This is a genomic window from Duganella margarita, assembly GCF_009857535.1.
Classification (GTDB): Bacteria; Pseudomonadota; Gammaproteobacteria; order Burkholderiales; family Burkholderiaceae_D; genus Rugamonas; species Rugamonas margarita.
On sequence record NZ_WWCS01000008.1, the window covers coordinates 203331 to 229057 of the forward strand.

Consider the following 25727-nt stretch of genomic DNA (forward strand, 5'->3'; position numbering starts at 1 on the left):
TCGCATGAGCGAAACTATCCACACCAGTGTTAGCAACGGCACGGGCTTGATCGTGCTGGACCGGCCCAAGGCCCTCAACTCTTTGTCGCTGGAGATGGTGCGCGCGATCACGCGTGCGCTACGCTGCTGGCGCGACGACGACAGCGTCGCCGCCGTGCTGGTGCGCAGCAGCAGCGAGAAAGCGTTTTGCGCCGGCGGCGACATCCGCTTCTTCCATGACGTCGGCCGGGCGACGCCGCAGGGCGGTAGTGCATTGCTGGAAGATTTCTTTACCGAGGAATATTCGCTAAATCATTTAGTCCATTTCTACCCCAAACCCTACATCGCGCTGATGGACGGCGTGGTGATGGGCGGCGGCATGGGCATCGCGCAGGGCGGCGTGCGCATCGTCACCGACAAGACCAAGATGGCGATGCCGGAAGTGAACATCGGCCTGTTCCCGGACGTGGGCGGCAGCTACTTCCTGTCGCGCGCACCTGGTGCGCTGGGCTACTACCTTGGCGTGACCGGCGTAACGATCACCGCCGCCGACGCGTTGTACGCCGGCCTGGCCGACCACTACGCGCCACTGGCGGACCGGGCCGCGCTGGACAACCTCCTGGCCGCCACGCCGGGCGCGCAATTGCGCGACGCCATCGCCGCCTACGCCGCCGCGCATGAGGCCGGCGCCAGCGCACTGGCTGTCGACCGCGCCGCCATCGACCGGCACTTCAGCGCCGGTTCCGTGCCCGCCATCATCGCTTCATTGCAAGCCGACGCCAGCGAATTTGCCGCGAAGACGCTGCAAGTGATCGCTACCCGCTCGCCGCTGATGATGTCCGTCACGCACGAGCTGATCAAGCGCGGCGCCGCACTGGATGTGGCCGGCTGCCTGCGCATGGAACGCACGCTGGTGCGCCACAATTTTGAAAACGGTGAAGTGATCGAAGGCGTGCGCGCACTGGTCATCGACAAGGACAATGCGCCGCAATGGCAACCCGCCACGCTGGCGGCAGTCAGCGACGAGATGGTGCAGGCGATGTTCCAGCCAGTCTGGCCCGACTACGCCCATCCGCTGCGCCATCTCGACTGAAACAGCTGCGCCGTCACTGCTTGAGTTTGAATTTTTCCTTGATCTTCTGCTCAAGATTATTTTGCTGCTGTTGCTGCCGGGCGAGTTGCTGGGCTGCGTCCTGCTGGCGCTGGGCGTCGGTCTTTCCCCGGTCTGCGCAGGCCGCGCGGAAGCGGGCGTCCGTGGTGCATTTCGCCAGCATCGCCAGTTGCGAGAGACTGTCGCCATTCCGGAAATAAAAGCCTACCATGTCCGGCCAGGTACGCGGCGCCTCGCCAAAATAAGCGTATTGCTCTTGCAGGAATTCCTTGGCAAAGCCTACCTGTTCCGGCGGGACGAGTGCTGCAGCCTGGTACTGCGCCGACCACGCGCGCTCTGGCCAGGTACGGTTGCGCAGCAGGACGGCACGCTGCTGATCCATGCCTGCCCCAGCCTGCCGCATGGCGTCCTGCAGCAACATCACCATGGAGGCATCGCCTGCGGTGGCGCCTGAAGCTGCTTTTTCAGCCAGCTTGACGGCGTCGGCGTGGCGGCCTGACGCCTGCAATTTGCCGATGTCCGCCAGCATGGCATAGTGGGCCAGAACTTCCGCCGTCTCTTTATCCTTGAGCACCGCCTGCCACGATGCCTTGCGGGCCGCAGGTCGCGGGCGCGGCATCAGTGGCAGCATCTTGGCTGTCAGCACTTCTTCCCGTTCTCGCGCCGAGGCATGGGTTTTGCGCTGGGCCTCCGGCGTCGCCGCCACCGCCGGTGCCGACGCTGGCGCGCCGGCGGCAAATGGCTGGCTGTCGAGCTGGCGCTGCTCGACGGCCGCCAGGCGTTCGAGGAAAGTCTTGAAGCCCACCGGATACGAATAGCGCTCACGCAAGGTCAGCGTGGCGGCAAACATGTCAGCCTGTTCCTCCACCTCACGTTGCCAGACCGGCAGCAGCGACTCGTGCATCACGCCATCCACCAGCGAGACGGTGTCAAATGCGCTCCAGCCAGCACTGGCGCCCGGCAGTTTTTTGCCGAAGATGCCGAGCAGTGCTGCCTTGACGCCGAACGCGGCATTTGCTGCGACCTGATGCGCCTCATAGGCGGCCTGGTGGTTGAGGTAAACATGGGCAAATTCATGCGCCATCACACCATAAATTTCATCTTCCGACTCCACTGAGCGGATCAGTCCCATATGCAGGTAGATGTTGCCAGATGCCGAAGCATGGGCGTTCAAGGTGGTGTCGGACGAGATGTACACGGCGCCGGGCCAGTCGGCCACCCCGGCGGCGGTCTTGATGTTTGCGTACAGCTGGTTGAGGTATTTACTCAGAGCCGGCGCCGACACCAGGCCGTTGCCGGCCGTGCGGTTGTCGTTCAGATCGACCGCCAGATCGGACCACTGGTGCGGCGGTACCGGCGGCAGCTCGCCAATTGCGTTCACGGGCGGGATCGGCGGCTCGTCCTTGTCTGCGGCGCGCGCCATGCCTGCGCTGGCCAGCAACGCCGCCGTCAGGACGGCGAATAGCGTTCGCCAGCGCCGTTTCATTTGCACTGGCTGGCTGATACGCCGGGCACGCCGGCGACGATGTCGGCCGCCTTGGCGGTTGCCAGCGCTTTCGGCGGGCATTCCGATTTGACGCTGCGGGCCACATTCACCTGCATGGAATCCACCCATACATCCTTGCCGCCGACGGCGACTTTGAAAAAGGAGTTTTTCTCTTCCTTGATGGACCACGGCAGGCCGCTGACTTCCACCTTGCGTCCCGGTTTGCTGTCGTCGGGAGCGTCGAACAGCTCGATCTGCTTGCTCTTGACGCCGGTGATCTGTTCAGCGGCATAGGCGGCCGGGGCCGGCAACGCCAGCGCAACCAGGGGGGCCAGTGCGATCAGGCGCGCGTTGTTAAGAATGCTCATTTGCATGTCCTTTCTTCGGGAAGAGATACTTACTGAGTTTTTCATTGAATTCAAACCATTCGGCCAGCAGCGTCAATACAATCACGTTGATGATGGACAGGAAGCCCAGGCCCAGCCAGTACTGGCCAATCCACAGCATCAGCGCACCCACCGCCAGCGAAAGCAGCAGCCGCCCCGCGCACCACAGCAGATACAGTCCGGCGCCGGCCCAATCACGACCGGGGACTGCGTCGCGCTTGAAATGATGCTGCAGTTTGTGCATGAGCTGTTTGGGCACCAGCGTCACAAACAGCATGGCCACCAGCAGGAACAGCAGCAGTTTGGGACTGCCCAGCGACAGGTGCATGGCGCGCGCATAGTCGTCACCAAACGTCATCAGATTATCGAGTGCCATCGCATGCAGATAGACGCCGGGAATGCGGCCGTGCAGAGGTGTGAGGATCAAGTCGCTGGTATCGGACAGCGCAGTGCCGATCAGCAGCACTTTTCCTTGAATCAGCTGAAGTAACTGGGCATCCTGTTCCGCCGTCGTTTCAGTCAGCTGGCCAGCCCGGATGGTTTCGTGGAATACGCACAGCGGCTTGGACCCGTCCGCATAGAGGCTGTTGCGTAAGCCCGGCGGCGCCAGCTCAGCCAGCAGGCCATGGGTATCACGGCAATAGGATTCGCCAGCCACTGCGCCTGGCGCGCCGCTGAGCCATGCCACGCCATGCGCGGCCGGCTTGCTGCCCCAGGTCAGCGCCAGCGGGTGGTGCTCCACCTCGACCGTGCGGCCCGTGGTTTCATATAGCGCCAGGGCGGCGCTCTTGATGCCGCTGCCGTGGTCGTCATGGCTGGCGTGCCCCTGGCCTGGCGCCGGCTGCGCCAGGGTGTAATTCCAGGCCAGGCGATCGATGTCGTCCGGGGTGTATTTGACGGCGACTTTCTCGAAGCATTTGCCTGCCAACTGCTCCAGCTCGGGACGCAGGGCGTAGTCATCCTGGCGGTTGCGGTTGGCTGCGAGGAATACCTTGGTACCCTGGTCGTGCAGCGCGCAAATCTGGCGCAGTAGCGACGGCAGGCTATCGTCGTCGCGTTCGGCACTGTAATAGATATCGACAAAAACAGCTTTAGGATGGTACTGGCCCACTGCGCGCAGCAGCCGAGCCGAGTAACTGTAACGCGCCGGCCATTCCTGGCCGGCGGCGGCGATGGCGGCGTCGTCGATGAGCAGCACCCGGATGTCGTCCCGCTTTCCCTCGCCATACGTGCTGCCGGCAATCGGCGCGTAGGCGCGGGCTTGTTGGCGGGTGACGAATTCCTCGCCAAACAGCCACTCGACAAACAAGGTTAGCGCCAGACCGACTGCCAAGGCAATCACGCATTCAACGGCGATACGCTTTAATTCGTCAGAAGATGCTGACATGCAACCAACCTTTCACATCGAGATTAGTTGCCATAATGCCTCATAAAGGCATTTTTGACAATTTCTTCCGAGAAGGTCAGTCGATCATTGTTCGCGGTGGCGCAGGACGACGCGTTCGTTGGCGCTGAAGTAGGCGGCCAGTTTTTCGGCCATGTAGACGGAACGGTGCTGGCCGCCGGTGCAGCCCAGCGCCACCGTCAGGTAGCTGCGGTTGTCGGTCTTGAACGACGGCAGCCATTTTTCCACGAACGCGCGGATATCGTTCAGCATTTCGCCGGCGCTCGGCTGGGCGTCGAGGAAGTCGATCACCGGTGCGTCGCGGCCGGTCAGCGGACGCAGCGCCAGGTCGTAATAGGGATTCGGCAGCGCGCGCACGTCGAAGACAAAATCCGCATCCATCGGTACGCCCAGCTTGAAGGCGAACGATTCAAAGAACAGGGTCAGCGGCGCATGTTCGGTCAGCACCAGGTCCTTGACCCAGGCGCGCAGTTTGTTGGCGCTGAGCTCGGACGTGTCGAGCACATGGCCCAGCTGTTCGATCGCCGACAGCCGCTCGCGCTCTTCCATGATGCATTCGATCAGCGTGCGGCGCGCGGTCGGGTTCTGGCCCGGCCGCAGTTCGTGCGACAGCGGATGGCTGCGGCGCGTTTCGGAAAAGCGCGCCACCAAAGAGTGGGTGTTGGCGGTCAGGAACATGACCTTGACGTCATGGCCGTCCTCGCGCAGGCGCTGCACGTCGCCCGGCAGCGAGGCCAGCGACTCGGCGCTGCGCGCGTCGACCGCCACGGCCAGCGCCTGCAAGCCCTCGTCGGTCAAGGTCTTGACCAGCTGGGACAGCAGGGCGGGCGGCAAGTTGTCGACGCAATAGTGTCCCGTGTCTTCGAGGACGTTGAGGGCCACGGACTTGCCGGAACCGGAGATACCAGTAATGAGGACGATGCGCATAGTCCCCGATGATACCATCGCAGGCTAGTCGCCGCTCATCGCCTGTCGCTGGTGAAGCAGGGAATTCGTGCAGCGCAGCTGCGCGCCTGCGGAACGGCCGCGCCTTGCAAGGCGCGGTTCCTTGGCAACATTAGGGCAATGGGTGGGGCTAGTCCCCGCTCATTGCCTGTCGTTGCCGTTCCATGAATTCTTGCAGGGTATCTATACCGCGTAGTTGCAGGATGGTGTTGCGCACCGCAGCTTCCAGCAGCACCGCGATGTTGCGGCCGGCCGCCACCGGGATCACCACCTTGCGGATCGGCAGGCCCAGCACGTCCTCGGTCGGGAACTGGAACGGCAGGCGCTCGACTTCCTCGTCGGCCGCGCCACGCCGCACCAGGTGGACGATCAGCTTCAGCCGCATCTTGCGGCGCACCGCTGTCTCGCCGAAGATGGCCTTGATGTCCAGCAGGCCCAGCCCGCGCACTTCCAGCAGGTTCTGCAGCAGCGCCGGGCAGCGGCCTTCGATCATGTTGGGTGCGATGCGCGAGAACTCGACCGCATCATCGGCCACCAAGCCGTGCGAACGCGAAATCAGCTCCAGGCCCAGCTCGCTTTTACCGAGGCCGGAATCGCCGGTGATCAGCACGCCCACGCCCAGCACGTCCATGAACACGCCGTGCATGATGATGCGCTGCGCCAGCTTCTTCGACAGGTAGACGCGCAGGAAGTCGATCACTTGCGCCGCCGGCAGCGGCGTCGAGAACAGCGGAATGTTTTTCTCGTCGCAGATGGCGAGAATGTCGGGCGGCGTTTCCAGCCCCTGGGCGATGATCAGCGCCGGCGGACCGCCCGCGATCAGCTCGCCGATAACGTGCGCGCGCGTCAGCGATTTCAGCCGCTGGTAGTAGTTGATTTCCTGGTGCCCGAAGACCTGGATGCGGCCCGGGTGAATGGTGTTCAGGTGGCCGACCTGATCGGCGGCCGAGGCGACGTCGCCGGAGATCAGGCGTTCGCCGCCGGGGAAGCCAGCGAACCAGCCGAGCTGCAAACTTTCGCGATTGTCGTCGTAAAGCCTTTGTATCGTCAGCGGAGTTTGCAGCATGGGGCGTCTTTATCGAATAGGTTGAACTGTCCTTAGTTTAACCTATTGTCCGACGTCAGCCAGCCGCTTGCAGGCTGGGCAGCCAGTTGATGATGCGCGAATGGACCGATTTCGGATCGTTGTCCGTGCTCAGCGCAACGCGGAAGGCGTCGTCCGAGAACATCTCGGCGATTTCGGACAGGATCTCCAGGTGCTGCTGGGTCACGTGATCCGGGATCAGCAGGAAGAACAGCAGGTTGACCGGCTTGCCGTCCGGCGACTCGAATGGAATCGGCTCGGCCAGGCGCACGAACGCGGCCAGCGGCGTCTTCAGGCTCTTCATGCCCTTGATGCGGCCGTGCGGCACGGCCACGCCATGGCCCAGGCCCGTCGAGCCGAGCCGCTCCCGCGCGAACAAGTTGTCCGAGACGGTGGAGCGGGCGATGCCGCAGTTGTTTTCAAAGATCAGGCCAGCTTGCTCGAAAGCGCGCTTTTTACTGGACACTTCCAAATCCAGCAGCACGTTCTCCAGAGAGAGTATTTTGCTCAGGTTATTCATAGTACGAATGTTATGTTGCACCGCACAAGGGTGGCATGCGAGCGGAATTATAGGCTGGTTTCGACGTCATGTAACATGAAATCGATTGCCGCGACGTTGCGTTTGCGCCCGTCGCAGCGCCAGCCGTCCACCGGTAAAAATGCACCAAAGAAATGAATCGCTATTTCTGCTTACAAATCCGGAAAAATGCCGGTTTTTCGCCAGAAGCGGAGGCGTTTTGCCGTTTTTTGTCGTTTTCGCGCCAGAGCAAATTAAACAGCGTGGCAACAGGCGTTGTAGATCACATCATACGCCTGATTTCGCGCCGTTTGTCTGATTACTGGCGGGCGCCGCGCAGGTTGGGCGGCTTCTGCGCGGTGCTGAAGTTGCTGCGCCATGGATTGATGTCCAGCCCGCCGCGACGGGTATAGCGCGCGTACACCGCCAGCTGCTGCGGCTGGCACTGGCGCAGGATGTCGACAAAGATGCGCTCCACGCACTGCTCGTGGAACTCGTTGTGTTCGCGGAAGCCGATCAGGTATTTCAGCAGGCTCTCCTGCTCGATCTGCGGACCGCTGTAGTGGATCTGCACGCTGGCCCAGTCCGGCTGGCCGGTAACCAGGCAGTTTGATTTGAGCAGGTGCGAGACCAGCTTTTCTTCCACCGGTTCTTCGTCCAGCGCAGCCTTCAGCAGTTCCGGCGACGGGCTGTAGTGGTCGACGTCGATGTCGAGCCGGTCCAGCAGCAGGCCGTCCAGTTCGCCCATCGCGATCATGCCGAATTCCTCCGGCTGGGTCAGCGTGACGTGGACGCTGGCGCCGGCCGCGTCCGACAGGTCTTGCTGCAGCAGCACTTTCAGCGCGGCCACGTTGTCCAGCTTGGTCTGGTTGAACGAGTTCAGGTACAGCTTGAACGATTTCGACTCGATGATGTTGGGCGAATCGGACGGGAAGGTGATGCGGGCGATCGCCACCTGCGGCTTGCCGCGCTGGTTCAGCCACGAGATTTCGTAGGCGTTCCAGATATCGACGCCGAAGAAGGGCAGGGTGCCCGACAAGCCCAGTTCGTCACGCTTGCCCTGGCGCGGAATCGGGAACAGCAGCTCCGGCGCGTAATCGGTGCGGTAGGCGGAAGTTTTCCCCAGCGGGGACTGGTCGGCGGAATTGGTCATGGTGCGTGGGATGAAGATGGAGTAAGCCGCATTGTAACGCGCTGTCGCTACGTGTGCTGCTAGGTCTGCCGCTGGCCGCACTCGGTGCAAAACTTGGTGCCGGGTTCCAGCATGGTCGAGCAGTGGCTGCACGCTACCTGCTGCGCAGTCTTGTGGCCGCACTCGGGACAAAACTTAGCGCCGTGGGTTTCGGTGTGGCACTGCGTGCATACCAGCTGCATCGCCTGCGTGACGGGCCGCTGGGCGCCGCGCGTGCGGCCTTCCACGTTGGCGGCTTCACGCGCGGCCTCCACCTCGCCCTGGGCGCGGGCCTGCGTAATGGCGACGTTGACGTTGGGGGCGCAATTGAAGCACAGGCCGTTGGCGCTGTCGAAGCAAGGGCTGCACACGTAGCGATGGCAATCGCCGCAGCGGTTGAAGTGGGCCTTGCCGTCGGCCACAGCCTTGGTGAAAGCATCGTCGCGGGCGCTGTGCCAGCCGGCTTCGGCCACGCCATTGAGCACGCTGCTGGCGCTGCCCAGCAGGCCGCCGAACAGGCCTGCGCCTTTCTGCATCCAGCCGGACGCCTGGCCGCTGCGGTAGGGATCGAATCGGGTGCGCCAGCGGTCGTTGCAGCGCTGGCAGTAAAACTCGAACTGGAAGCCGGCGTCGACGCCGGAGGAATTGCTGAGATCAGCGTAGTTGCTGGAAAACTGCATTTCGGTCGACATGGCTCCCCCGCCATAACATAATGAGATGCAATTATATTAATTTTGCGAGGGAGCCGTGTTCAACCGTGCGCGGCCTTAGCCGAGGAACAGCTGGTACACCGGGTTCGCGCTTTCATCCCAGTAACGATAGCCCAGCGTCGCCAGGAATTGGGCGAAATCGCTCATCTCGTCCGGCGGCACTTGCAGGCCGATGACGATGCGGCCGACGTCGCCGCCCTGGCTGCGGTAATGGCACAGCGAGATATTCCAGTTCGGCGCCATCGAGTCGAGGAAGCGCATCAGCGCGCCCGGACGTTCCGGGAACTCGAAGCGGTACAGCAACTCGTTGTCGGCCAGTGCACTCTTGCCGCCGACCAGGTGGCGCAAGTGGGTCTTGGCCAGCTCGTCGTGGGTCAGGTCCAGCGCCTTGAAGCCGTGCTCTTCGAAGCGGCGGGCCAGCGCACCCGACTCGTTGCGGTCGGCGATCTGCACGCCGCAGAACACGTGCGCATCATCCTTGTCGCTGATGCGGTAGGTGAACTCGGTGACGTTGCGCGCGCCGACCAGCTGGCACAGGCGCTTGAAGCTGCCGCGCTGCTCCGGCAGCGTGACGGCAAACAGCGCCTCGCGCGCTTCGCCCAGCTCGGCGCGCTCGGCGACGAAGCGCAGCCGGTCGAAGTTCATGTTGGCGCCGCAGGCGATGGTGATCAGGGTTTCGTTCTTGATCGGATCCTTGGTCAGGGCGGCGCGCTCGACATAGGCCTTGGCGCCGGCGATGGCCAGCGCGCCGGCCGGCTCCAGGATGCTGCGCGTGTCGGTGAACACATCCTTGATGGCGGCGCTGATGGCGTCGGTGTCGACAATGATGATGTCGTCGACATAGAGCTGGGTCAGGCGGAAGGTTTCCTCGCCCACCAGGCGCACCGCGGTGCCGTCCGAGAACAGGCCGACGTCGGTCAGCGTCACGCGCTCGCCGGCCTTGATGCTGCGCGCCATGGCGTCGGAATCGAGGGTTTGCACGCCGATGATCTTGATGTCTGGGCGGATCGCCTTGACGTAGGCGGCCACGCCGGAAATCAGGCCGCCGCCGCCGATGGCGACGAAGATGGCGTGGATCGGGCCGGAATGCTGGCGCAGGATTTCCATGCCGATGGTGCCCTGGCCGGCGATCACATCAGGATCGTCGAACGGATGGACGAAGGTCAGCGCCTGTTCCTTTTCCAGCGTCAGCGCGTGGTTGTAGGCGTCGGTGTACGACTCGCCGTGCAGCACCACTTCGACGTCGCCGCCGCCTCGCGCCTTGACCGCGTCGATCTTGACCTGCGGCGTGGTGGTCGGCATGACGATCAGCGCGCGGCAGCCGAGCTTGGCGGCCGACAGCGCCACGCCTTGAGCGTGGTTGCCGGCCGAGGCGCAAATCACGCCGCGCTTGCGTTGCGCGTCGCTCAAGTGGGCCATCTTGTTGTAGGCGCCGCGAATCTTGAAGCTGAACACGCTCTGCATGTCCTCGCGCTTGAAGTAAATTCGGTTCTCGAAACGCTGCGACAGGGTCGGCGCGAGTTCCAGCGGGGTTTCATCAGCCACGTCATAGACGCGGGCGGTCAGGATTTTCTTCAGATAGTCGGTCGTCATGGTCTGCAAGCAAAGTGATTCGGAGGGAGGCTGCAATGCTAACTATCCGGCGGGTGACCGGGTGAAGCAGGGGCGCGGGTCCCGGCGGGGTGGGCTGGGACCGGACTGTTCAATCGTGCGGTGTGTGGATCATTATAATGGCACCTTTCCCGTATCCCCAACAAACCGATGATCGAATCTGCAATTGCCTGGCTACTGCACGTGCTGGCCGCACCGGAAGTCGGGCTGACATCGGTGTTCATCATCAGCCTGGTCTCGGCCACGCTGGTGCCGCTGGGCTCGGAGCCGGCGGTGTTTGCCGTCATCAAGGCCAATCCGGAACTGTTCTGGAGCGTGATCGCGGTCGCCACCGTCGGCAACACGCTGGGCGGCGCCATCGATTACTACATCGGCTGGCAGGCCAAGCAGAGTTTTGCAAAAGAACGTAAAAGTCGCTGGTTCCACTGGCTGGAGCGCTACGGCGCCAAGACCATGCTGCTGGCCTGGCTGCCCGGCATCGGCGATCCGCTGTGCACGCTGGCCGGCTGGCTGCGGCTGCCGTTCTGGCCCAGCGTGGCGTATATGGCGGTCGGCAAGCTGCTGCGCTATCTCACCATGACCACGCTGCTGTTGTACGTGCCGGACGGCGTGTGGCACCGGATCGGACAAATGCTGGGCTAATTTGGTGCAAGTTATCCTCTTGCCGCATAAGCTTATGCATAAATTTGATTCAGTTTGATGGGCTGTCGAGGCATTTTATTGCTGCAATAGCGGCAATTTTTCGAATATGTGCCGGGTTTTGACGCTGCCGAGAGTCCCTCGGCCACCTAAGGCTGTTCCCGCGTGGTGCGCCGCAATAGGCTAGAATGATCCTCCCGGTTGCTGTTTACGAGTCACATCGAGCCAAATCGCATAATGAACGCCCCTGCACAAATCCAAGCTTTGCTGGCGGAGACGCCCCACGGTCCAGAGGCTAGCCGCCTCCGGGAAATTCCTTATAACTACACGTCGTTTTCCGATCGCGAGATCGTCATCCGGCTGCTGGGCGAGGAATCGTGGTCGCTGCTGGATGCGCTGCGCGGCGCGCGCCAGACCGGCCGCTCGGCGCGCATGCTGTACGAGGTGCTGGGCGATATCTGGGCGGTGCGCCGCAATCCATATCTGCAAGACGATATGCTGGATAACCCGAAGCGCCGCCAGGAGCTGATCGACGCGTTGCATCACCGCCTGGCCGAGGTCGACAAGCGCCGCCTGACGATGGACGACAGCGAAGCCCAGACCGACGAGGCCGCGCGCCTGCGCAGCGCCAACGTCGCCAGGCTGCTGCGCGCCGCCGGCAAGGCAGTGGCCGATTTCGGCGAAGAATTCAAGCAGGTCTACGATCTGCGCAAGCGTACCTACAAGGTGCTGGGCCGCTACACCGTCAAGCACAACATCTGCTTCGACGGCATGAAGCGCATCAGCCATGTGACCGATGCCACCGACTGGCGCGTCGAGTATCCGTTCGTGGTGCTGACCCCGGACACCGAAGAAGAAATGGCGGGCCTGGTCAAAGGCTGTATCGAGCTGGGGCTGACCATCATCCCGCGCGGCGGCGGCACCGGCTACACCGGCGGCGCGATTCCGCTGACGCCGATGTCGGCCGTCATCAACACCGAGAAGCTGCTCAACATCGGCGCGGTGGAAATGAAAGTGCTGCCGGGCCTGGACAAAGAGTACGCCACCATCTATACCGGCGCCGGCGTCATCACCAATAAAGTCTCCGAAGCGGCCGAGAAGGCCGGCTTTGTGTTCGCGGTCGATCCGACCTCGGCCCACGCGTCCACCATCGGCGGCAACATCGCCATGAACGCAGGCGGCAAGAAAGCCGTGCTGTGGGGGACGGCGCTGGACAATCTGGCCTCGTGGCGCATGGTCGATCCGAATGGCGACTGGCTGGAAGTCACGCGCCTGGATCACAACCTGTCCAAGATTCACGACACGCCGCTGGCCCGTTTCCAGCTGGAGTGGACCCATCCGACCGCGCGCGGCGAAGCCAAAGGCGCGCCGTTCAAGACCGAGATCCTGGAAATCAAGGGCAGCGTGTTCCGCAAGGAAGGCCTGGGCAAGGACGTTACCGACAAATTCCTGGCCGGCCTGCCGGGCATCCAGAAAGAGGGCTGCGACGGGTTGATCACCTCCGGCCGCTGGATTCTGCACAAGATGCCGAAGTTCGCGCGCACCGTCTGCCTGGAGTTCTTCGGCCAGGCGCGCGATGCGATTCCGTCGATCGTCGAAATCAAGGATTACCTGGACGGCCTGCCGGCCAAGGGCGCGGAGTTCGCGACGCTGCGCCTCGCCGGCCTGGAGCACCTGGACGAGCGCTACCTGCGCGCGGTCGGCTACGCCACCAAATCGAAACGCGGCGTGCTGCCGAAGATGGCGCTGTTCGGCGACATCGTCGGCGATGACGAAAACGCCGTGGCGCTGGCCGCGTCGGAAGTGGTGCGCCTGGCCAATACCCGCGTCGGCGAAGGCTTTGTCGCCGTCAGCCCGGAATCGCGCAAGAAGTTCTGGCTGGACCGCGCCCGCACCGCCGCGATCGCCAAGCACACCAACGCCTTCAAGATTAACGAAGACGTGGTGATTCCGCTCAACCGCATGGGCGAGTACACCGACGGCATCGAGCGCATCAACATCGAACTGTCGATCAAGAACAAGCTGCAACTGGTGGATGAACTGCAAGCCTTCTTCGCCGCCGGCAATCTGCCGATCGGCAAGAGCGACGATGCCGACGACAGCGTCGGCGACGCCGAGATGCTGGGCGACCGTCAACAGCAAGCGCAAGCGCTGCTGGCGCAAGTGCACGGACGCTGGACCTATCTGCTGGCCGAGCTGGACAAGCCGCTGGCGGCGATCACCGCCGAACTGGCCGCCCACGGCATGGACCGTCTGCTGCCGGTATTCGAACAACGCCTGACTACCCAGCCGGATGCCACGCTGTTCGACGTGGTACAGGACCGCACCATCCGCGTGACGTGGAAGCAGGAAATCCGCGCGCAGCTGCGCCAGATTTTCAACGGCGCCGCCTATAAGCTGATCCTCGACGAAGCCACCGCCATCCACAAGCGCGTGCTGCGCGGCCGCGTGTTCGTGGCGCTGCACATGCACGCCGGTGACGGCAATGTGCACACCAATTTGCCGGTCAACTCGGATCACTACGAGATGCTGCAACTGGCGCACCAGGCCGTGGCGCGCATCATGATCCTGGCCCGTTCGCTGAACGGCGTCATCTCGGGCGAGCACGGCATCGGCATCACCAAGCTGGAGTTCCTCAACGAGGAAGAAATCGGCCCGTTCCGCGACTACAAGCTGCGCGTCGATCCGGAAGGCCGCTTCAACAAGGGCAAGCTGCTGAACCTGGAAGGCATGGAAGCCGACCTGCGCAACGCCTACACGCCGTCGTTCGGCCTGATGGGCCACGAATCGCTGATCATGCAGCAGAGCGATATCGGCGAGATCGCCAGCAGCATCAAGGACTGCCTGCGCTGCGGCAAGTGCAAGCCGGTGTGCTCGACCCACGTGCCGCGCGCCAACCTGCTGTACTCGCCGCGCGACAAGATCCTGGCGACGTCGTCGCTGATCGAAGCCTTCCTGTACGAAGAGCAAACCCGTCGTGGCATCTCGATCAAGCATTGGGAAGAGTTTGAAGACGTGGCGGATCACTGCACCGTTTGCCATAAATGCGTCACGCCATGTCCGGTCGACATCGACTTCGGTGACGTGTCGATGAATATGCGCAACCTGCTGCGCAAGATGGACAAGAAGACCTTCAATCCGGGCAAGGCGGCGGCGATGTTCTACCTGAACGCCACCGATCCGGCCACCATCAACGCCACCCGCGCGGCGATGATCGGCATCGGTTACAAGGCGCAGCGGCTGGGCAATGATTTGCTGAAGAAGTTTGCCAGGAAGCAGACCAAGGCGCCGCCGCCGACCGTCGGCAAGCCGAAGGTGCGTGAGCAGGTGATCCACTTCATCAACAAGAAGATGCCGGGCAACCTGCCGAAGAAAACCGCGCGCGCGCTGCTGGACATCGAAGACGACAAGGTGATTCCGATCATCCGCAATCCGAAGGCCACCAATGCCGATACGGAAGCGGTGTTCTACTTCCCGGGCTGCGGTTCGGAGCGCCTGTTCTCGCAAGTGGGCCTGGCAACCCAGGCGATGCTGTGGGAAGTGGGCGTGCAGACTGTGCTGCCGCCGGGTTATCTGTGCTGTGGTTATCCGCAGCGCGGCTCGGGCCAGTACGACAAGGCCGACAAGATGATGACCGATAACCGCGTGCTGTTCCACCGCATGGCCAATACGCTCAACTATCTGGATATCAAGACCGTGCTGGTCTCGTGCGGCACCTGCTACGACCAGCTGGCGACCTATGAGTTCGACAAGATTTTCCCTGGCTGCCGCATCATGGACATCCACGAATATCTGAACGAGAAGGGCGTCAAGCTGGAAGGCGTCACCGGCACCCGCTATATGTACCACGAGCCATGCCACACGCCGATGAAGCTGCAGGAAGCGACCAAGACCGTCAATGCGCTGATCCAGACGCACGACAACGTCAAGATCGAGAAGAACGACCGCTGCTGCGGCGACTCGGGCACCTTGATGGTGGCGCGTCCGGATATCTCGACGCAAGTGCGCTTCCGCAAGGAAGAGGAAGTCATCAAGGGCGCCGACAAGCTGCGCGCTGACGGCTTCGACGGTGAAGTCAAGATCCTGACCAGCTGCCCGGCCTGCCTGGGCGGCGTGTCGCGCTACAGCGAAGACGCCGGCACCACTGCCGACTACATCGTGGTGGAAATCGCCAAGCACCTGCTGGGCGAGAACTGGATGGCGGACTATGTGAAACGCGCCAACGACGGCGGCATTGAGCGGGTGCTGGTGTAATGGCCTGCGATCTGTGCAACCTGCTTGCTGCCCCAGATAGCGCGCTGATCTGGGCCGACGACCGCGTATCGGTGGTCGCGGTGGACGAGCCCGAGTATCCGGGCTTTACGCGCGTGGTATGGAATGCGCACGTCAAGGAAATGACCGATCTGCCGGCGGAAGACCGCGTCCACATCATGAACGTGGTGTGGGCGGTGGAATCGGCGCAGCGGCAGGTTTTTGCGCCGGAAAAAATTAATCTGGCCAGTTTTGGTAATATGACGCCGCACGTGCATTGGCACGTTATCCCGCGTTACCGCGACGATGCGCATTTCCCCAACCCGACCTGGGCTGTGGCAGAGCGTGCTTCGCCGGCGGAGGTGCTGGCGGCGCGTCGCGCGCTGTTGCCGGCATTGCACGCGGCTATTGTTGAGAAAGTGAAAGCATCATGAGCAAACCTGTCCCTACCGGCCTGACGGTCCACAACAAATCCCGCGTGCTGGATATTGATTTTGACGATGGCAAATCGTTTGCGATTCCGTTCGAGCTGCTGCGCGTGTATTCGCCGTCGGCCGAGGTGATGGGACATGGTCCCGGCCAGGAAGTGCTGCAAGTCGGCAAACGCGAAGTGAACATCGCCGGCATCGAGCCGGTAGGCAACTACGCGGTGCAGCCGACCTTCTCGGATGGACACAACACCGGCATCTTCACCTGGGACTACCTGTACAAGCTGGGCAACGAGAAAGCCGCCTTGTGGGACGCCTACATGGACCGTCTGCACGCCTCCGGCTTTGAAGGCGACACTGGCCGCGAAACCGGCCTGTCCCTGACCGGCCCATCGAGCGCAGCGAAAAGCAGCGGCGGCGGCTGCGGCAGCGGCAGCTGCGGCTGCAAGTCCTGATCCTTACGGCGTGACCTGATCACGCATCACATACAAAATCCTCGCCCGCGCCCACGGTGACAGCAGCCGCAGCTTTTCGACCTGGAAATTTAGCGGTTTGTTTGCGTCGGGTGGAAGCGGCGCGGTTTTCGTCTTTGCGATGATGTCTGCGATAGGCGATTCCGCAAGGCGCCGCTTTCTTTGCGCTCGTTCGAGAATAATAGACTCATGCAACTCATCAAGTTCTGCCTTGCTCTCAGGGTCAATCTCGGGGATATAGATGTCAGGGGGAATTTCCACGCCACAGAGTTTCATAGCTGTTCTCCATTAATTCAAAAGGCGTTACCAGTTCTGGAAATGTATGCTCGCCGTGTTAAGCAACGTGCGCATCAGCTTAAGTTTGCGGGCGTTTGCAATGTTGGTGCAGTCCCAGGTGAGCAATATCTCGCAGTTGTAGAATGCCGCGCAAGCAACATGTTCTGCTGCTCTTCCTGCCTTTGCGGTTAGACCGCCCCCACCAACCAAAAGTTCCCAGAGACTTTCCATTCTTGCGTGAGCAGGATGTCGAACCAAATGCTGTATTGCCCGAGTTCGCTGGACCACGCGTAGTGGATCACTGGCGTTGATTTCATTGTAGATATAGTCTGAGACAAACGTGTACGCTGGATCGCAACGGGTATACCACCAGAGTCGCGTTAGCTGTTGGCACGCGCGGGTGATGGGATTGGGGCTCGGCGGGTCTGTCAGATGACAGATGATTGATGTTTCGAGATAGACGGTTTGCATGATGCCCTCGCTGGCTGAGCTGTCAGCGTAGACGGCTCAGCGGACGAGGCTTTTAGATGGATCAAACTTACTTCGGCTGCCAAGTCCAGACGCGGCTGGCGATGTTGACGGCTTTGGGGATCAGCTTCTGCTGGTAGAACAGGTCGGCCACGCGCTGCTGGTTGGCGACGATGTCCGGCGTTACCGGCATTGCGCCGAAGCGGGAGCGGCCCATCCACGTTGCTACAATATCGGCCGGCACGCCGGTCTGCTGCGTCAGCAGGGTGCTGACTTCCTTCCGGTGCTCGCTCGCCCATCTGCCGGTTGCCTTCACCTGTTCCAGCAGGGCCGACACCAGTTGCGGCGACTGCTCGGCAAATTTGCGCGAGGCTACATAGAAGCCGTTGGCCAACGGCAGGCCGGTGTAGTCGGCCAGCACGCGCGCCTGGTACGCCTTCTGCGCCGACGCCAGATACGGATCCCACACCACCCACGCATCAATCCCGCCGCCCAAAAACGCCGCCCGCGCATCGGATGGCGACAGGAAGATCGGCGTGATGTCGCTGATCTTCAAGCCTGCCTTCTGGAATGCGGAGGCCAGCAGGAAGTGCGAACCGGAGCCCTTCTGAAATGCCACGCGCTTGCCCTTTAGCTGCGCCACGGTGCGCAGCGTCGACTCCTTCGGCACGATGATCGCCTCGCTGTTGACCGGCGCCGGCTCCGCACCGACATACAGCAAATCCACGCCGCCGGCCTGCGCGAAGATCGGCGGCGGCGCGCCGGTACTGCCGAAATCGATGCTGCCGGCATTCAGCGCCTCCAGCATCTGCGGGCCGGCCGGGAATTCGATCCATTTGATCGTGTGGCCGGACAGCGCCGCGCCTTGCGTCTTCATCATGCTGAGCAAGCCGGCGCTTTTCTGAAAGCCGATCTTGATTTCCGCCGCCTGCGCAAACAGGGGAAGGGCCAGCAACAAGCAAATCCATTTCTTCATTATTTTCCTTATGCGCTCTCGCGCTCTATCAATTCGCAGGCCAGCAGATTCAGACGCGCATCCTGGGCCGAGGAGGGCAGCACGCCCAGTTGTTCCAGTATGCGCAGCGCGGCGATTTCGCCGATCTCGCGTCCCGGCGGACGAATGGTGGTCAGGCTGGGCAGCAGCAGCGGCGAGAAAGCGTAATCGCCAAAGCCGACAATTGCGCACTGCTGCGGAATCTGCAGGCCCGCCCGCTGCCCGGCCAGCAAGCCACCCGCCGCCAGGTTATCGTTGGCGAAGATGATCGCCTCGACCGGCCGCGCGCGGCGTGCCGGCGAAATCACCAGCGCCTCAATGGCTTGCTTGCCGGCGTCGAACGGCGCCTCCGCCGTTGGCGCGTAGATGATCGGCGCCAGCCCATGCTCGCGCATTACCGCCGCGTAGCCATCGCTGCGGTCCACCGCGCTCAAGTCGCCGGCAAGGCTGTTCTGCACAAAGGCGATGCGGCGATAGCCTTTGCCATACAAATAGCGCGCCGCCTGTTCGCCCACCACGTTGTTGGAGTAGCCGACCTGGATCGGCTTGCGGCGCGGCTGGTAGTCCCACGTCTCCACCACCGGAATGCCGGCCGTGGTCAGCAGCTTCTCGGTGGCGCGGTTGTGAAAGCGCCCCACCACCGCCAGCGCGGCTGGATTCCAGCCGAGGAAAGCACGCACCGCGCTCTCTTCCTGCCTGGCCGAAAAGTAGCTGGAGGCCAGCAGCAGCTGGTAGCCGTGGCGGTTCAGCGTATCGCTGAAGGTCTGGATGGTATTGGCGAAAATCGGCCCGGAGATATTCGGGATCACCATGCCGACGATGCGCGCGCGCGACGACGCCAGCCCGCCCGCTGCCAGGTTCGGTACGTAGCCCAGTTCCTTTACTGCCGCCGCAATGCGCGCGCTGCGTTCGGCCGCCACGCGTCCCGGTTCGCTGAAATAACGCGACACCGTAATTGATCCCACTTCCGCCAGCCTGGCCACATCGTGAATGGTGGCGCGGCCAGATCCCCGGCGCTTTCGTGGTGCTGTTGCTTCGCTCATGGATGCATATTCCGAAAAGACATATCGATGATTTTTTTAATTCTTTGACTTCAAGCCGGCTCGCCGTGACACTAAAAAAAGGGTACCGGTACCACTGAATTGTAGCGAAGCAGCTGTCACACACTAAGCTGGTTCTTCACCGATCAAAGCAGGTTTTCCGAATAAGACACAAGCGGCGCAAGGTGCGCTTTCAAATCAAGGGATCACAGCATGAAGAGCAATAAGAAAATTTTTGGCGCGCTGACCATCGGCGCTTTGCTGGTCGCAACGGCCTATGCAGGCGCCGAGGAGGCCGATCCAACCCCGCTCAAGGGCCGCGACGACGGCGCCTCCGTGCCCAGCGTGACGGTCAGCGCCACGCGCCGCAACGCCTCGCTGCAATCGGTGCCGGTAGCGGTCACCGTGCTGGATGGCGATGCACTGAACAATGCCAACCGCACCAGCATCGACACCATCGTGCAGGAAGTGCCGAGCGTAACCTTCCGCCAGCAGGGCGGCAACAAGGATTCCACCATCTTTGTGCGTGGTATCGGTACCATCTCCACGTCGCCGGGCGTCGAGCCGACCGTGTCGACCGTGATCGACGGCGTGGTGTATGCGCGTCCGGGCCAGGCCACGCTGGACCTGCTGGACATCGAACACATTGAAATCCTGCGCGGCCCGCAAGGCACGTTGTTCGGCAAGAACGCTTCGTCCGGTGTGCTGAATGTGATCGGCCGTAAATCGACGCAGGAGACCACCGGCTTTGTCGACGCCTCCTGGTACGAGGGCAATGAGAAGCGCGTGCGCGCCGGCGTGTCCGGCGCTATCCAGCCGGGCGTGGTCAGCGCCTCGGTCACCGGCCTGTATGCGGACTATGACGGCAACATCGACAACGTCCACGCCGGCGGCGGCAAGCTGAATGGCTACGACCGCAAAGGCGTGCGCGCCCGCGTCGACATCACGCCGACCAGGGATCTGGATATCGCGCTGATCGCCGACTACCTGCGTTCGACGTCATCGCCAACCTTTACCGCCTATAAATCGACGGCGGCCGCCTTTAATGCCGGCATCGCGCCGGTGGTGGCAGGCACCGAGAACCGCCAGGTCAACACCGACATCCCGAGCGATATCCGCGACAAGAACAAAGGCCTGTCGGCGCAATTGGACTACCGCTTCAATGGCTATACGCTGACCTCCATCACGGCGGTGCGCGACTGGGACAACACCCAGTACACAAGCACCTCGGCGATCGGCAACGCTGCCGAAGTGGCGCGCATCACGGCGGCTTTCCCGGCCACGCGCGACATCGGCACGGTGGAGTTCAAGCAGGCGTCGCAGGAACTGCGCCTCGCTTCGCCGAAAGAGCAGTTTGCGGAATACGTGGTCGGCGCATACTACCTGCACGGCAAGGACCGCGAGGTGTATCAGCGCATCGTCAACAACGGTTCGGCGGTTAACTCCGGCCGCGCGGATTACGGCGTGAAGAACGACAGCTACTCTCTGTTCGGCGAGAGCACGCTGAACTTTGCCTCCGACTGGCGCGCCATCGCCGGCGCGCGGTGGACCCGCGACGACCTGTCCTACGACCACGCGCGCACCTCGACGCAGACCGTGGCGTTCGCCGGCGTGCAGCCCGCCACGCAAAGCACCGGTTCCACCAGCAAGGATGGCTACTCGGGCCGCGTCGGTCTGCAATACGACATCGCCCGCGACATCAATACCTACGCGACGTACTCGCGCGGCTACAAAGGACCGGCCTACAACGTCTTTTTCAATATGCTGAGCCGCGATACGCTGGCACTGAAACCGGAAACTTCGGATTCGTTTGAACTGGGCCTGAAAGCCAGCGCCTTCGACCGCAAGCTGACCGCCAACATCGCCGTCTTCGACACCAGGTATTCCAACTACCAAGCCAACTTCTACGACACCGTAGCCGGCGCGGTCGTCACGCGTCTGATCAATGCGGGCGATGTCTCGACCAAGGGCGTGGAGCTGGACCTGAATGCGCGTCCCACCCGCGAGCTGACGCTGACCCAGTCGCTGGCATACACCGATGCGAAGATCGACAGCTTCAACTGCCCGGCCGCCGCTGCCGCATCGTGCAACCTGAATGGTCAGCCGTTGCCGTTCTCGCCGAAGTGGAAGTCCTTCACCCGCGCCAGCTACGCGCTGCCGCTGCAGAATGGCTTCATCGTCGACTTCTCGGCCGACTATACGTATCAGGCCAAGACGCAGTACGACTTGTTCCAGTCGGCCGATGCTATCCAGGGCGCGTATGGCATTGTTAACGCCGGTATCGCGCTGTCGTCGCCGGCCGGCGGCTGGCGCATCGCGCTGGTGGGCAAGAACCTGGCCAACAAATCGTACGCCACCAACCTGGTGACATCGACCGGCTATGTCACCCGCGCCGTGCCGCGTGACGATGAACGCTACTTCGGCATCACCGCCCGCAAGGAGTTCTGATGGCTAAGCAGTTGAGTATCGCCGCGTTCATGATGCGTTATGGCCACCACGTCGCGGCGTGGCGGCATCCGGACACCGACCTGGCGTCCAATCCGTTCAAGGTATTTCGCGAGCAGGTGCGCAGCGCGGAACGGGCCTGCCTGGATGCGGTGTTCTTCGCCGACAGCGTGGCGCTGACAGGCGCACCGTCGCTGGAGCCTTTGACGCTGCTGTCGGCATTGGCCGCATCGACCGAGAACATCGGCTTGATCGGCACCGCCACCACCACCTACAACGAGCCGTACACGGTGGCGCGCCAGTTCGCGTCGCTGGACCTGCTGTCGGATGGCCGCGCAGGCTGGAATCTGGTCACCTCGGACAACGCGGCGGAAGCGGCCAACTTCGGCCGCGACCAGCACGTGGCGCATGCTGACCGCTATGCGCGGGCGCGGGAATTTCATCAAGTTGTCACAGGACTGTGGAATAGTTGGGGCCCCGGTGCGTTCGTCAACGATAAAGGCGGCACGCTGCCTTACGATCCGGCCAAGGTGCAGACACTGAATCATCGCGGCGACCATTTCGCCGTGGCGGGGCCGCTGAATGTGGCGCCCAGTCCGCAGGGACGTCCAGTGGTGGTGCAGGCCGGCGGCTCGGAGACCGGACGTGATCTGGCGGCGGGGACGGCGGAGGTGGTGTTCACCGCGCAACCCACGCTGGCCAAGGCGCAGGCGTTCTACCGCGATATCAAGGACCGCGTAATCGCCAAGGGCCGCAGTCCCGATGCGGTCAAGGTCATGCCCGGATTGTTTGCGGTGGTCGGCCGCACGCAGGAAGAGGCGGATGCCAGGTTCGCGCAGTTGCAGTCGCTGATCGAACCGAAGGCCGGACTGGCGCTGCTGGGACGCATGATCGGCAATTTCGATTTGTCCGGATACCCGGTGGATGGTCCGCTGCCGGAGCTGCCGCAGACGCAGGATGGTCAGCGCAGCCGCCAGCAGTTGCTGACGGATCTGGCGCAGGGCGAGAACCTGACGATACGCCAGCTTTACGAGCGCATCGCTGGCGGTCGCGGGCACTTCACCGTGGTCGGCACGCCGCAGCTGGTGGCGGATCGCATGCAGGAGTGGTTTGAGCAGGGCGCGGCCGACGGCTTTAATTTCATGGCGCCGGCGCTGCCTGGCGGGTTGGATGATTTTCTGGAGCTGGTGATTCCTGAGTTGCAGCGGCGCGGCTTGTTCCGCACGTCGTACGCAGGCAGCACCTTGCGTTCGCATTTGGGTTTATAGGAGCAGGCATGAAAGCAGTAAGCAGGATGTTGGTGTTGGCGGTCGCTTTGGCGGCGGCGCAGGTCGGTGCGCAGGAGTACTACGGCGATTTCCGTCCCGATGCGCCGGAGCTGGCGGCACGCGGTCCGCTGCAAGTGGGCGTGCGCACGCTTGTGGCGGAACACAAGGACCAACTCGATATCCTGCATGCGACTGCCGAACAGCCGAACCCGCGCTACGGCCGCAAGCTGACGCTGGAGGTGTGGTATCCGGCGCGGCTGGCGGCCGGCCAGCATGAGCACACCGTCTACACCGACGTGCTGGGCGCCGGCGCCAATGATCCGAAGCGGCCGAATACGCCGTTCCAGTTCAACGGCCGCGCCGCGCGCGATGCGGCACCAGCCGCAGGGCAGGGCGGACGCTACCCGCTGGTGATCGTCTCGCACGGGTATCCCGGCTCGCGGCTGCAAATGAGCTACCTGACGGAAAACCTGGCGTCGAAGGGTTATGTTGTCGTCGCCATCGATCATCTGGAATCCACGCGCGCGGACAAGGCCGGCTTCCCGAGCACGCTGCTGAACCGCCGCCTGGACGATTTGTTCGTGCTGGACACCGTTGCCGCCTGGGCCAAACCGGGCAGCGGCAACTTCCTGGCCGGCGTGGTGGACGCCGACAACACCGCCCTGATCGGCTACTCGATGGGCGGCTACGGCGCGCTGAACGCGGTCGGCGCCGGCATTAGCGCGTCGGCGGTGGCGTACGTGCCGGGCGGCAGCCTGGCCGTCAACCAGCAGGGCAACCAGCAATATGAAGCGCAACGCGACCCGCGCATCAAGGCCGTGGTGGCGTTCGCGCCCTGGGGCGCCGCCAACCAGGTATGGGACGCGGCGGGGCTGGCCGGCGTGCGCACGCCGACGCTGTTCATCAGCGGCGACCAGGACGACGTGGCCGGCTACAGGGACGGTGTGCTCAAACTGTTCGAAGGCACGGTGCATGCGGACCGCTACCTGCTGACCTACGTCGGCGGCCGCCACAACTCGGCGCCGAATCCGCCGTCACCGGCCGCCTGGAGCAATTTCGACGACTTCATGGCCTATTCGGAGCCGGTGTGGGACAGCCGCCGCATCAACAACATCAACCAGCACTTCGTCACGGCTTTCCTCGGCATCCAGCTGAAACAGCAGCCGTTCCAACCCTACCTCGACCTGCCGCCGCTGCAGGCCGACGGTACCGCCAAGCCCGATCCCGGCCTGTGGAAGGGCTTCGCCAAGCGTACCGCGCTGGGTCTGGAATGGCGCCATCTGCCGGCGCAATAGTCCAGTTGTCAGCTTGATCATGTTCTTAAGGCGCCTGTAAGGCTGTCAGCTTGTATAATGCTGGCAAACTAACAGGCCTGCATACCATGACCAATACCACTCACTTCGGTTACAAAACCGTCGCGGAAGAAGATAAAGTCCGCGAAGTTGCCAAGGTTTTCCATTCTGTCGCCGCCAAGTACGACATCATGAACGACGTCATGTCGGCTGGCCTGCACCGCGTCTGGAAGATCTTCACCATCGCTAACGCGGCCGTGCGTCCAGGCTTTAAATGCCTGGATATCGCCGGCGGCACCGGCGACCTGGCCAAGGTGTTCGCCAAGCAGGCCGGCCCCACCGGCGAGGTCTGGCTGACAGACATCAACGAGTCGATGCTGCGCGTGGGACGCGACCGCCTCTTGAATCGCGGCCTGATGACCCCCACATTGTTGTGCGATGCCGAGAAACTGCCTTTCCCGGACAACTATTTCGACCGCGTCAGCGTCGCCTTCGGCCTGCGTAATATGACGCACAAGGACCAGGCGCTGAAGGAAATGCGCCGCGTGCTCAAGCCGGGCGGCAAGCTGCTGGTGCTGGAATTCTCGAAAGTGGCCGAGCCGCTGCAAAAGCCGTACGACATCTACTCGTTCAAGGTGCTGCCGTGGATGGGCCAGAAAATTGCCGGCGATGCGGAAAGCTATCGCTATCTGGCGGAATCGATCCGCATGCACCCGGACCAGGAAACGCTGAAAACCATGATGGAAGAAGCGGGCCTGGAACGGGTAACGTATTACAACTTGACGGCAGGTGTGGCCGCTTTACACACCGGTATCAAAATGTAATGACTGGAGTGACCATGAACTTGAAAAAAATCCTGATCGGCGCGGTAATCGCCGTGTCCGCCATGTCGATGCTGAGCGAGGCGATCGCCCGTCCTGCCGGCGGCGGCCGTTCGTTTGGCCGTCAGTCGCAAAACGTCAACCGCATGCCTGCTCAACCTGCGCCGCAGCAAGCGCCACGCCAGGCCCAGCCTGCGCCGGCGCCGGGCACGCCGCCGGTGGCCGCACCGAAACCTAGCCCATGGAAGGGCATTCTGGGCGGTGCGCTGCTGGGTCTGGGCCTGGGCGCCTTGTTCTCGCACTTCGGTCTGGGTGGTGCGCTGGGTGGCGCAATCGGCTCGATCATCATGCTCGCGCTGCTGGCAGGCGTGGTGTTCTTCATCTTCCGCCTGATCCGCGGCAAATCGCAACCGGCCGCTGCGCCGGCGGCGTTTGGCGGCAACCAGAACGTGTATTCGATGCCGCCGCAAGGCGGTTCGGCGACGCCGGACATCGGGTCGCGTCTGCAACCAGCCGCCGCGCCAGTACCGGTGCAGCCGCATCAGCAGTGGGGCGTGCCGGGCGACTTCGACCAGGCCACCTTCCTGCGCGTGGCCAAGAGCAACTTCATTCGCTTGCAAGCGGCATGGGATAAAGGCGACGTGGCCGATATCCGCGAATTCACCACGCCGGAAGTGTTTGCCGAGATGAAGATGCAGATCAGCGAGCGCACCGTGGCCGACTACACCGACGTGGTCAGCATCGATGCCGAACTGCTGGGCATCGAGACCACCGACACCGAGTATCTGGCGAGCGTCAAGTTCACCGGTATGATCAAGCCGGCGCCGGATGCACTGGCCGAGCCGTACCACGAAGTGTGGAACCTGGCCAAGCCAATCAACGGTTCCAGCGGCTGGCTGCTGGCAGGTATCCAGCAACTGGCGTAAA

The 25727-nt window shown here is 62.7% G+C and carries 23 protein-coding genes; 10 read left to right on the forward strand and 13 right to left on the reverse strand.

Going from position 1 to position 25727, the window contains the following annotated elements:
- Positions 1 to 4: 4 nt before the first annotated feature.
- Positions 5 to 1072 (forward strand): enoyl-CoA hydratase/isomerase family protein, encoded by a 1068-nt coding sequence (locus GTP55_RS14695; RefSeq protein ID WP_161045630.1) that lies wholly within the window; start codon positions 5 to 7, stop codon positions 1070 to 1072.
- Between the two features lie 13 nt (positions 1073 to 1085).
- On the opposite strand, the gene GTP55_RS14700 is transcribed toward GTP55_RS14695, so the two are convergent.
- From GTP55_RS14700 to ilvA, 9 genes are all read right to left on the reverse strand, one after another.
- Positions 1086 to 2576, reverse strand: coding sequence for a M48 family metalloprotease (locus tag GTP55_RS14700; protein ID WP_161045631.1), 1491 nt, complete (start codon positions 2574 to 2576; stop codon positions 1086 to 1088).
- Positions 2573 to 2944: a hypothetical protein gene (locus GTP55_RS14705; RefSeq protein WP_161045632.1), complete on the reverse strand. Its 372-nt coding sequence runs from the start codon at positions 2942 to 2944 to the stop codon at positions 2573 to 2575. The genes GTP55_RS14700 and GTP55_RS14705 overlap by 4 nt, the downstream gene beginning before the upstream one ends.
- A complete protein-coding gene (locus GTP55_RS14710) occupies positions 2931 to 4349 on the reverse strand; it encodes a CHASE2 domain-containing protein (RefSeq protein ID WP_161045633.1) in 1419 nt (472 codons plus the stop codon). The genes GTP55_RS14705 and GTP55_RS14710 overlap by 14 nt, the downstream gene beginning before the upstream one ends.
- Positions 4350 to 4433: 84 nt before the next feature.
- Positions 4434 to 5294 (reverse strand): RNase adapter RapZ, encoded by an 861-nt coding sequence (gene rapZ / locus GTP55_RS14715; protein WP_161045634.1) that lies wholly within the window; start codon positions 5292 to 5294, stop codon positions 4434 to 4436.
- A 148-nt stretch (positions 5295 to 5442) separates the two neighbouring features.
- Positions 5443 to 6378 carry an HPr(Ser) kinase/phosphatase gene (gene hprK, locus GTP55_RS14720; protein WP_008444515.1) on the reverse strand — a complete coding sequence of 312 codons (936 nt, stop codon included), beginning with the start codon at positions 6376 to 6378 and terminating at the stop codon, positions 5443 to 5445.
- Positions 6379 to 6433: 55 nt separating this feature from the next.
- Complete coding sequence (locus GTP55_RS14725) at positions 6434 to 6916, reverse strand: PTS sugar transporter subunit IIA (protein ID WP_110846460.1); 483 nt, start codon at positions 6914 to 6916, stop codon at positions 6434 to 6436.
- 316 nt (positions 6917 to 7232) lie between these two features.
- Entirely contained in the window at positions 7233 to 8066 is an 834-nt protein-coding gene (gene queF / locus GTP55_RS14730; RefSeq protein ID WP_161045635.1) for an NADPH-dependent 7-cyano-7-deazaguanine reductase QueF, read from the reverse strand.
- A 59-nt stretch (positions 8067 to 8125) separates the two neighbouring features.
- The gene (locus tag GTP55_RS14735; protein ID WP_161045636.1) at positions 8126 to 8776 is read right to left on the reverse strand and encodes a zinc ribbon domain-containing protein; all 651 of its coding nucleotides are present in this window, start codon (positions 8774 to 8776) and stop codon (positions 8126 to 8128) included.
- A 75-nt stretch (positions 8777 to 8851) separates the two neighbouring features.
- On the reverse strand, positions 8852 to 10387 hold the full coding sequence (gene ilvA, locus GTP55_RS14740; protein ID WP_161045637.1) for a threonine ammonia-lyase, biosynthetic: 1536 nt from the start codon (positions 10385 to 10387) through the stop codon (positions 8852 to 8854).
- Positions 10388 to 10555: 168 nt separating this feature from the next.
- On the opposite strand from ilvA, the gene GTP55_RS14745 reads away from it, so the two are divergent.
- The 4 genes from GTP55_RS14745 to GTP55_RS14760 all read left to right on the forward strand — a co-directional run bounded on the left by GTP55_RS14745 (position 10556) and on the right by GTP55_RS14760 (position 16178).
- Entirely contained in the window at positions 10556 to 11047 is a 492-nt protein-coding gene (locus GTP55_RS14745; protein WP_161045638.1) for a YqaA family protein, read from the forward strand.
- A 234-nt stretch (positions 11048 to 11281) separates the two neighbouring features.
- Positions 11282 to 15298, forward strand: a complete 4017-nt coding sequence (locus tag GTP55_RS14750; RefSeq protein ID WP_161045639.1) for a DUF3683 domain-containing protein — start codon at positions 11282 to 11284, stop codon at positions 15296 to 15298.
- Positions 15298 to 15729 carry an HIT family protein gene (locus GTP55_RS14755; RefSeq protein ID WP_161045640.1) on the forward strand — a complete coding sequence of 144 codons (432 nt, stop codon included), beginning with the start codon at positions 15298 to 15300 and terminating at the stop codon, positions 15727 to 15729. The genes GTP55_RS14750 and GTP55_RS14755 overlap by 1 nt, the downstream gene beginning before the upstream one ends.
- Positions 15726 to 16178: a gamma-butyrobetaine hydroxylase family protein gene (locus tag GTP55_RS14760; protein ID WP_161045641.1), complete on the forward strand. Its 453-nt coding sequence runs from the start codon at positions 15726 to 15728 to the stop codon at positions 16176 to 16178. The genes GTP55_RS14755 and GTP55_RS14760 overlap by 4 nt, the downstream gene beginning before the upstream one ends.
- A 3-nt stretch (positions 16179 to 16181) precedes the next feature.
- On the opposite strand, the gene GTP55_RS14765 is transcribed toward GTP55_RS14760, so the two are convergent.
- The 4 genes from GTP55_RS14765 to GTP55_RS14780 all read right to left on the reverse strand — a co-directional run bounded on the left by GTP55_RS14765 (position 16182) and on the right by GTP55_RS14780 (position 18977).
- Positions 16182 to 16472 (reverse strand): hypothetical protein, encoded by a 291-nt coding sequence (locus GTP55_RS14765; protein ID WP_161045642.1) that lies wholly within the window; start codon positions 16470 to 16472, stop codon positions 16182 to 16184.
- 27 nt (positions 16473 to 16499) lie between these two features.
- Positions 16500 to 16943: a PIN domain-containing protein gene (locus GTP55_RS14770; RefSeq protein ID WP_161045643.1), complete on the reverse strand. Its 444-nt coding sequence runs from the start codon at positions 16941 to 16943 to the stop codon at positions 16500 to 16502.
- A 67-nt stretch (positions 16944 to 17010) separates the two neighbouring features.
- A complete protein-coding gene (locus GTP55_RS14775; protein WP_161045644.1) occupies positions 17011 to 17916 on the reverse strand; it encodes an aliphatic sulfonate ABC transporter substrate-binding protein in 906 nt (301 codons plus the stop codon).
- A gap of 8 nt (positions 17917 to 17924) precedes the next feature.
- Positions 17925 to 18977, reverse strand: coding sequence for a LacI family DNA-binding transcriptional regulator (locus tag GTP55_RS14780; RefSeq protein ID WP_161045645.1), 1053 nt, complete (start codon positions 18975 to 18977; stop codon positions 17925 to 17927).
- 210 nt (positions 18978 to 19187) lie between these two features.
- Here GTP55_RS14780 and GTP55_RS14785 point away from each other — a divergent pair, with 210 nt between their 5' ends.
- The 5 genes from GTP55_RS14785 to GTP55_RS14805 all read left to right on the forward strand — a co-directional run bounded on the left by GTP55_RS14785 (position 19188) and on the right by GTP55_RS14805 (position 25726).
- The gene (locus GTP55_RS14785) at positions 19188 to 21422 is read left to right on the forward strand and encodes a TonB-dependent receptor (RefSeq protein WP_161045646.1); all 2235 of its coding nucleotides are present in this window, start codon (positions 19188 to 19190) and stop codon (positions 21420 to 21422) included.
- Positions 21422 to 22687: an LLM class flavin-dependent oxidoreductase gene (locus GTP55_RS14790; RefSeq protein WP_161045647.1), complete on the forward strand. Its 1266-nt coding sequence runs from the start codon at positions 21422 to 21424 to the stop codon at positions 22685 to 22687. Before GTP55_RS14785 ends, GTP55_RS14790 begins: the two co-directional genes overlap by 1 nt.
- Positions 22688 to 22695: 8 nt before the next feature.
- Positions 22696 to 23982, forward strand: coding sequence for an alpha/beta hydrolase family protein (locus GTP55_RS14795; RefSeq protein ID WP_161045648.1), 1287 nt, complete (start codon positions 22696 to 22698; stop codon positions 23980 to 23982).
- A gap of 86 nt (positions 23983 to 24068) precedes the next feature.
- Positions 24069 to 24803 carry a bifunctional demethylmenaquinone methyltransferase/2-methoxy-6-polyprenyl-1,4-benzoquinol methylase UbiE gene (gene ubiE, locus GTP55_RS14800; protein WP_110846474.1) on the forward strand — a complete coding sequence of 245 codons (735 nt, stop codon included), beginning with the start codon at positions 24069 to 24071 and terminating at the stop codon, positions 24801 to 24803.
- Between the two features lie 14 nt (positions 24804 to 24817).
- On the forward strand, positions 24818 to 25726 hold the full coding sequence (locus tag GTP55_RS14805; RefSeq protein WP_161045649.1) for a Tim44 domain-containing protein: 909 nt from the start codon (positions 24818 to 24820) through the stop codon (positions 25724 to 25726).
- The last annotated feature ends 1 nt before the right edge of the window (position 25727 follow it).

Bases quoted from the DNA above. Each gene is read 5' to 3' on its own strand.
- GTP55_RS14695 (WP_161045630.1), top strand. From the start codon at position 5: ATGAGCGAAACTATCCACACCAGTGTTAGCAACGGCACGGGCTTGATC.
- GTP55_RS14700 (WP_161045631.1), bottom strand. From the start codon at position 2,576: ATGAAACGGCGCTGGCGAACGCTATTCGCCGTCCTGACGGCGGCGTTG.
- GTP55_RS14705 (WP_161045632.1), bottom strand. From the start codon at position 2,944: ATGAGCATTCTTAACAACGCGCGCCTGATCGCACTGGCCCCCCTGGTT.
- GTP55_RS14710 (WP_161045633.1), bottom strand. From the start codon at position 4,349: ATGTCAGCATCTTCTGACGAATTAAAGCGTATCGCCGTTGAATGCGTG.
- rapZ (WP_161045634.1), bottom strand. From the start codon at position 5,294: ATGCGCATCGTCCTCATTACTGGTATCTCCGGTTCCGGCAAGTCCGTG.
- hprK (WP_008444515.1), bottom strand. From the start codon at position 6,378: ATGCTGCAAACTCCGCTGACGATACAAAGGCTTTACGACGACAATCGC.
- GTP55_RS14725 (WP_110846460.1), bottom strand. From the start codon at position 6,916: ATGAATAACCTGAGCAAAATACTCTCTCTGGAGAACGTGCTGCTGGAT.
- queF (WP_161045635.1), bottom strand. From the start codon at position 8,066: ATGACCAATTCCGCCGACCAGTCCCCGCTGGGGAAAACTTCCGCCTAC.
- GTP55_RS14735 (WP_161045636.1), bottom strand. From the start codon at position 8,776: ATGTCGACCGAAATGCAGTTTTCCAGCAACTACGCTGATCTCAGCAAT.
- ilvA (WP_161045637.1), bottom strand. From the start codon at position 10,387: ATGACGACCGACTATCTGAAGAAAATCCTGACCGCCCGCGTCTATGAC.
- GTP55_RS14745 (WP_161045638.1), top strand. From the start codon at position 10,556: ATGATCGAATCTGCAATTGCCTGGCTACTGCACGTGCTGGCCGCACCG.
- GTP55_RS14750 (WP_161045639.1), top strand. From the start codon at position 11,282: ATGAACGCCCCTGCACAAATCCAAGCTTTGCTGGCGGAGACGCCCCAC.
- GTP55_RS14755 (WP_161045640.1), top strand. From the start codon at position 15,298: ATGGCCTGCGATCTGTGCAACCTGCTTGCTGCCCCAGATAGCGCGCTG.
- GTP55_RS14760 (WP_161045641.1), top strand. From the start codon at position 15,726: ATGAGCAAACCTGTCCCTACCGGCCTGACGGTCCACAACAAATCCCGC.
- GTP55_RS14765 (WP_161045642.1), bottom strand. From the start codon at position 16,472: ATGAAACTCTGTGGCGTGGAAATTCCCCCTGACATCTATATCCCCGAG.
- GTP55_RS14770 (WP_161045643.1), bottom strand. From the start codon at position 16,943: ATGCAAACCGTCTATCTCGAAACATCAATCATCTGTCATCTGACAGAC.
- GTP55_RS14775 (WP_161045644.1), bottom strand. From the start codon at position 17,916: ATGAAGAAATGGATTTGCTTGTTGCTGGCCCTTCCCCTGTTTGCGCAG.
- GTP55_RS14780 (WP_161045645.1), bottom strand. From the start codon at position 18,977: ATGAGCGAAGCAACAGCACCACGAAAGCGCCGGGGATCTGGCCGCGCC.
- GTP55_RS14785 (WP_161045646.1), top strand. From the start codon at position 19,188: ATGAAGAGCAATAAGAAAATTTTTGGCGCGCTGACCATCGGCGCTTTG.
- GTP55_RS14790 (WP_161045647.1), top strand. From the start codon at position 21,422: ATGGCTAAGCAGTTGAGTATCGCCGCGTTCATGATGCGTTATGGCCAC.
- GTP55_RS14795 (WP_161045648.1), top strand. From the start codon at position 22,696: ATGAAAGCAGTAAGCAGGATGTTGGTGTTGGCGGTCGCTTTGGCGGCG.
- ubiE (WP_110846474.1), top strand. From the start codon at position 24,069: ATGACCAATACCACTCACTTCGGTTACAAAACCGTCGCGGAAGAAGAT.
- GTP55_RS14805 (WP_161045649.1), top strand. From the start codon at position 24,818: ATGAACTTGAAAAAAATCCTGATCGGCGCGGTAATCGCCGTGTCCGCC.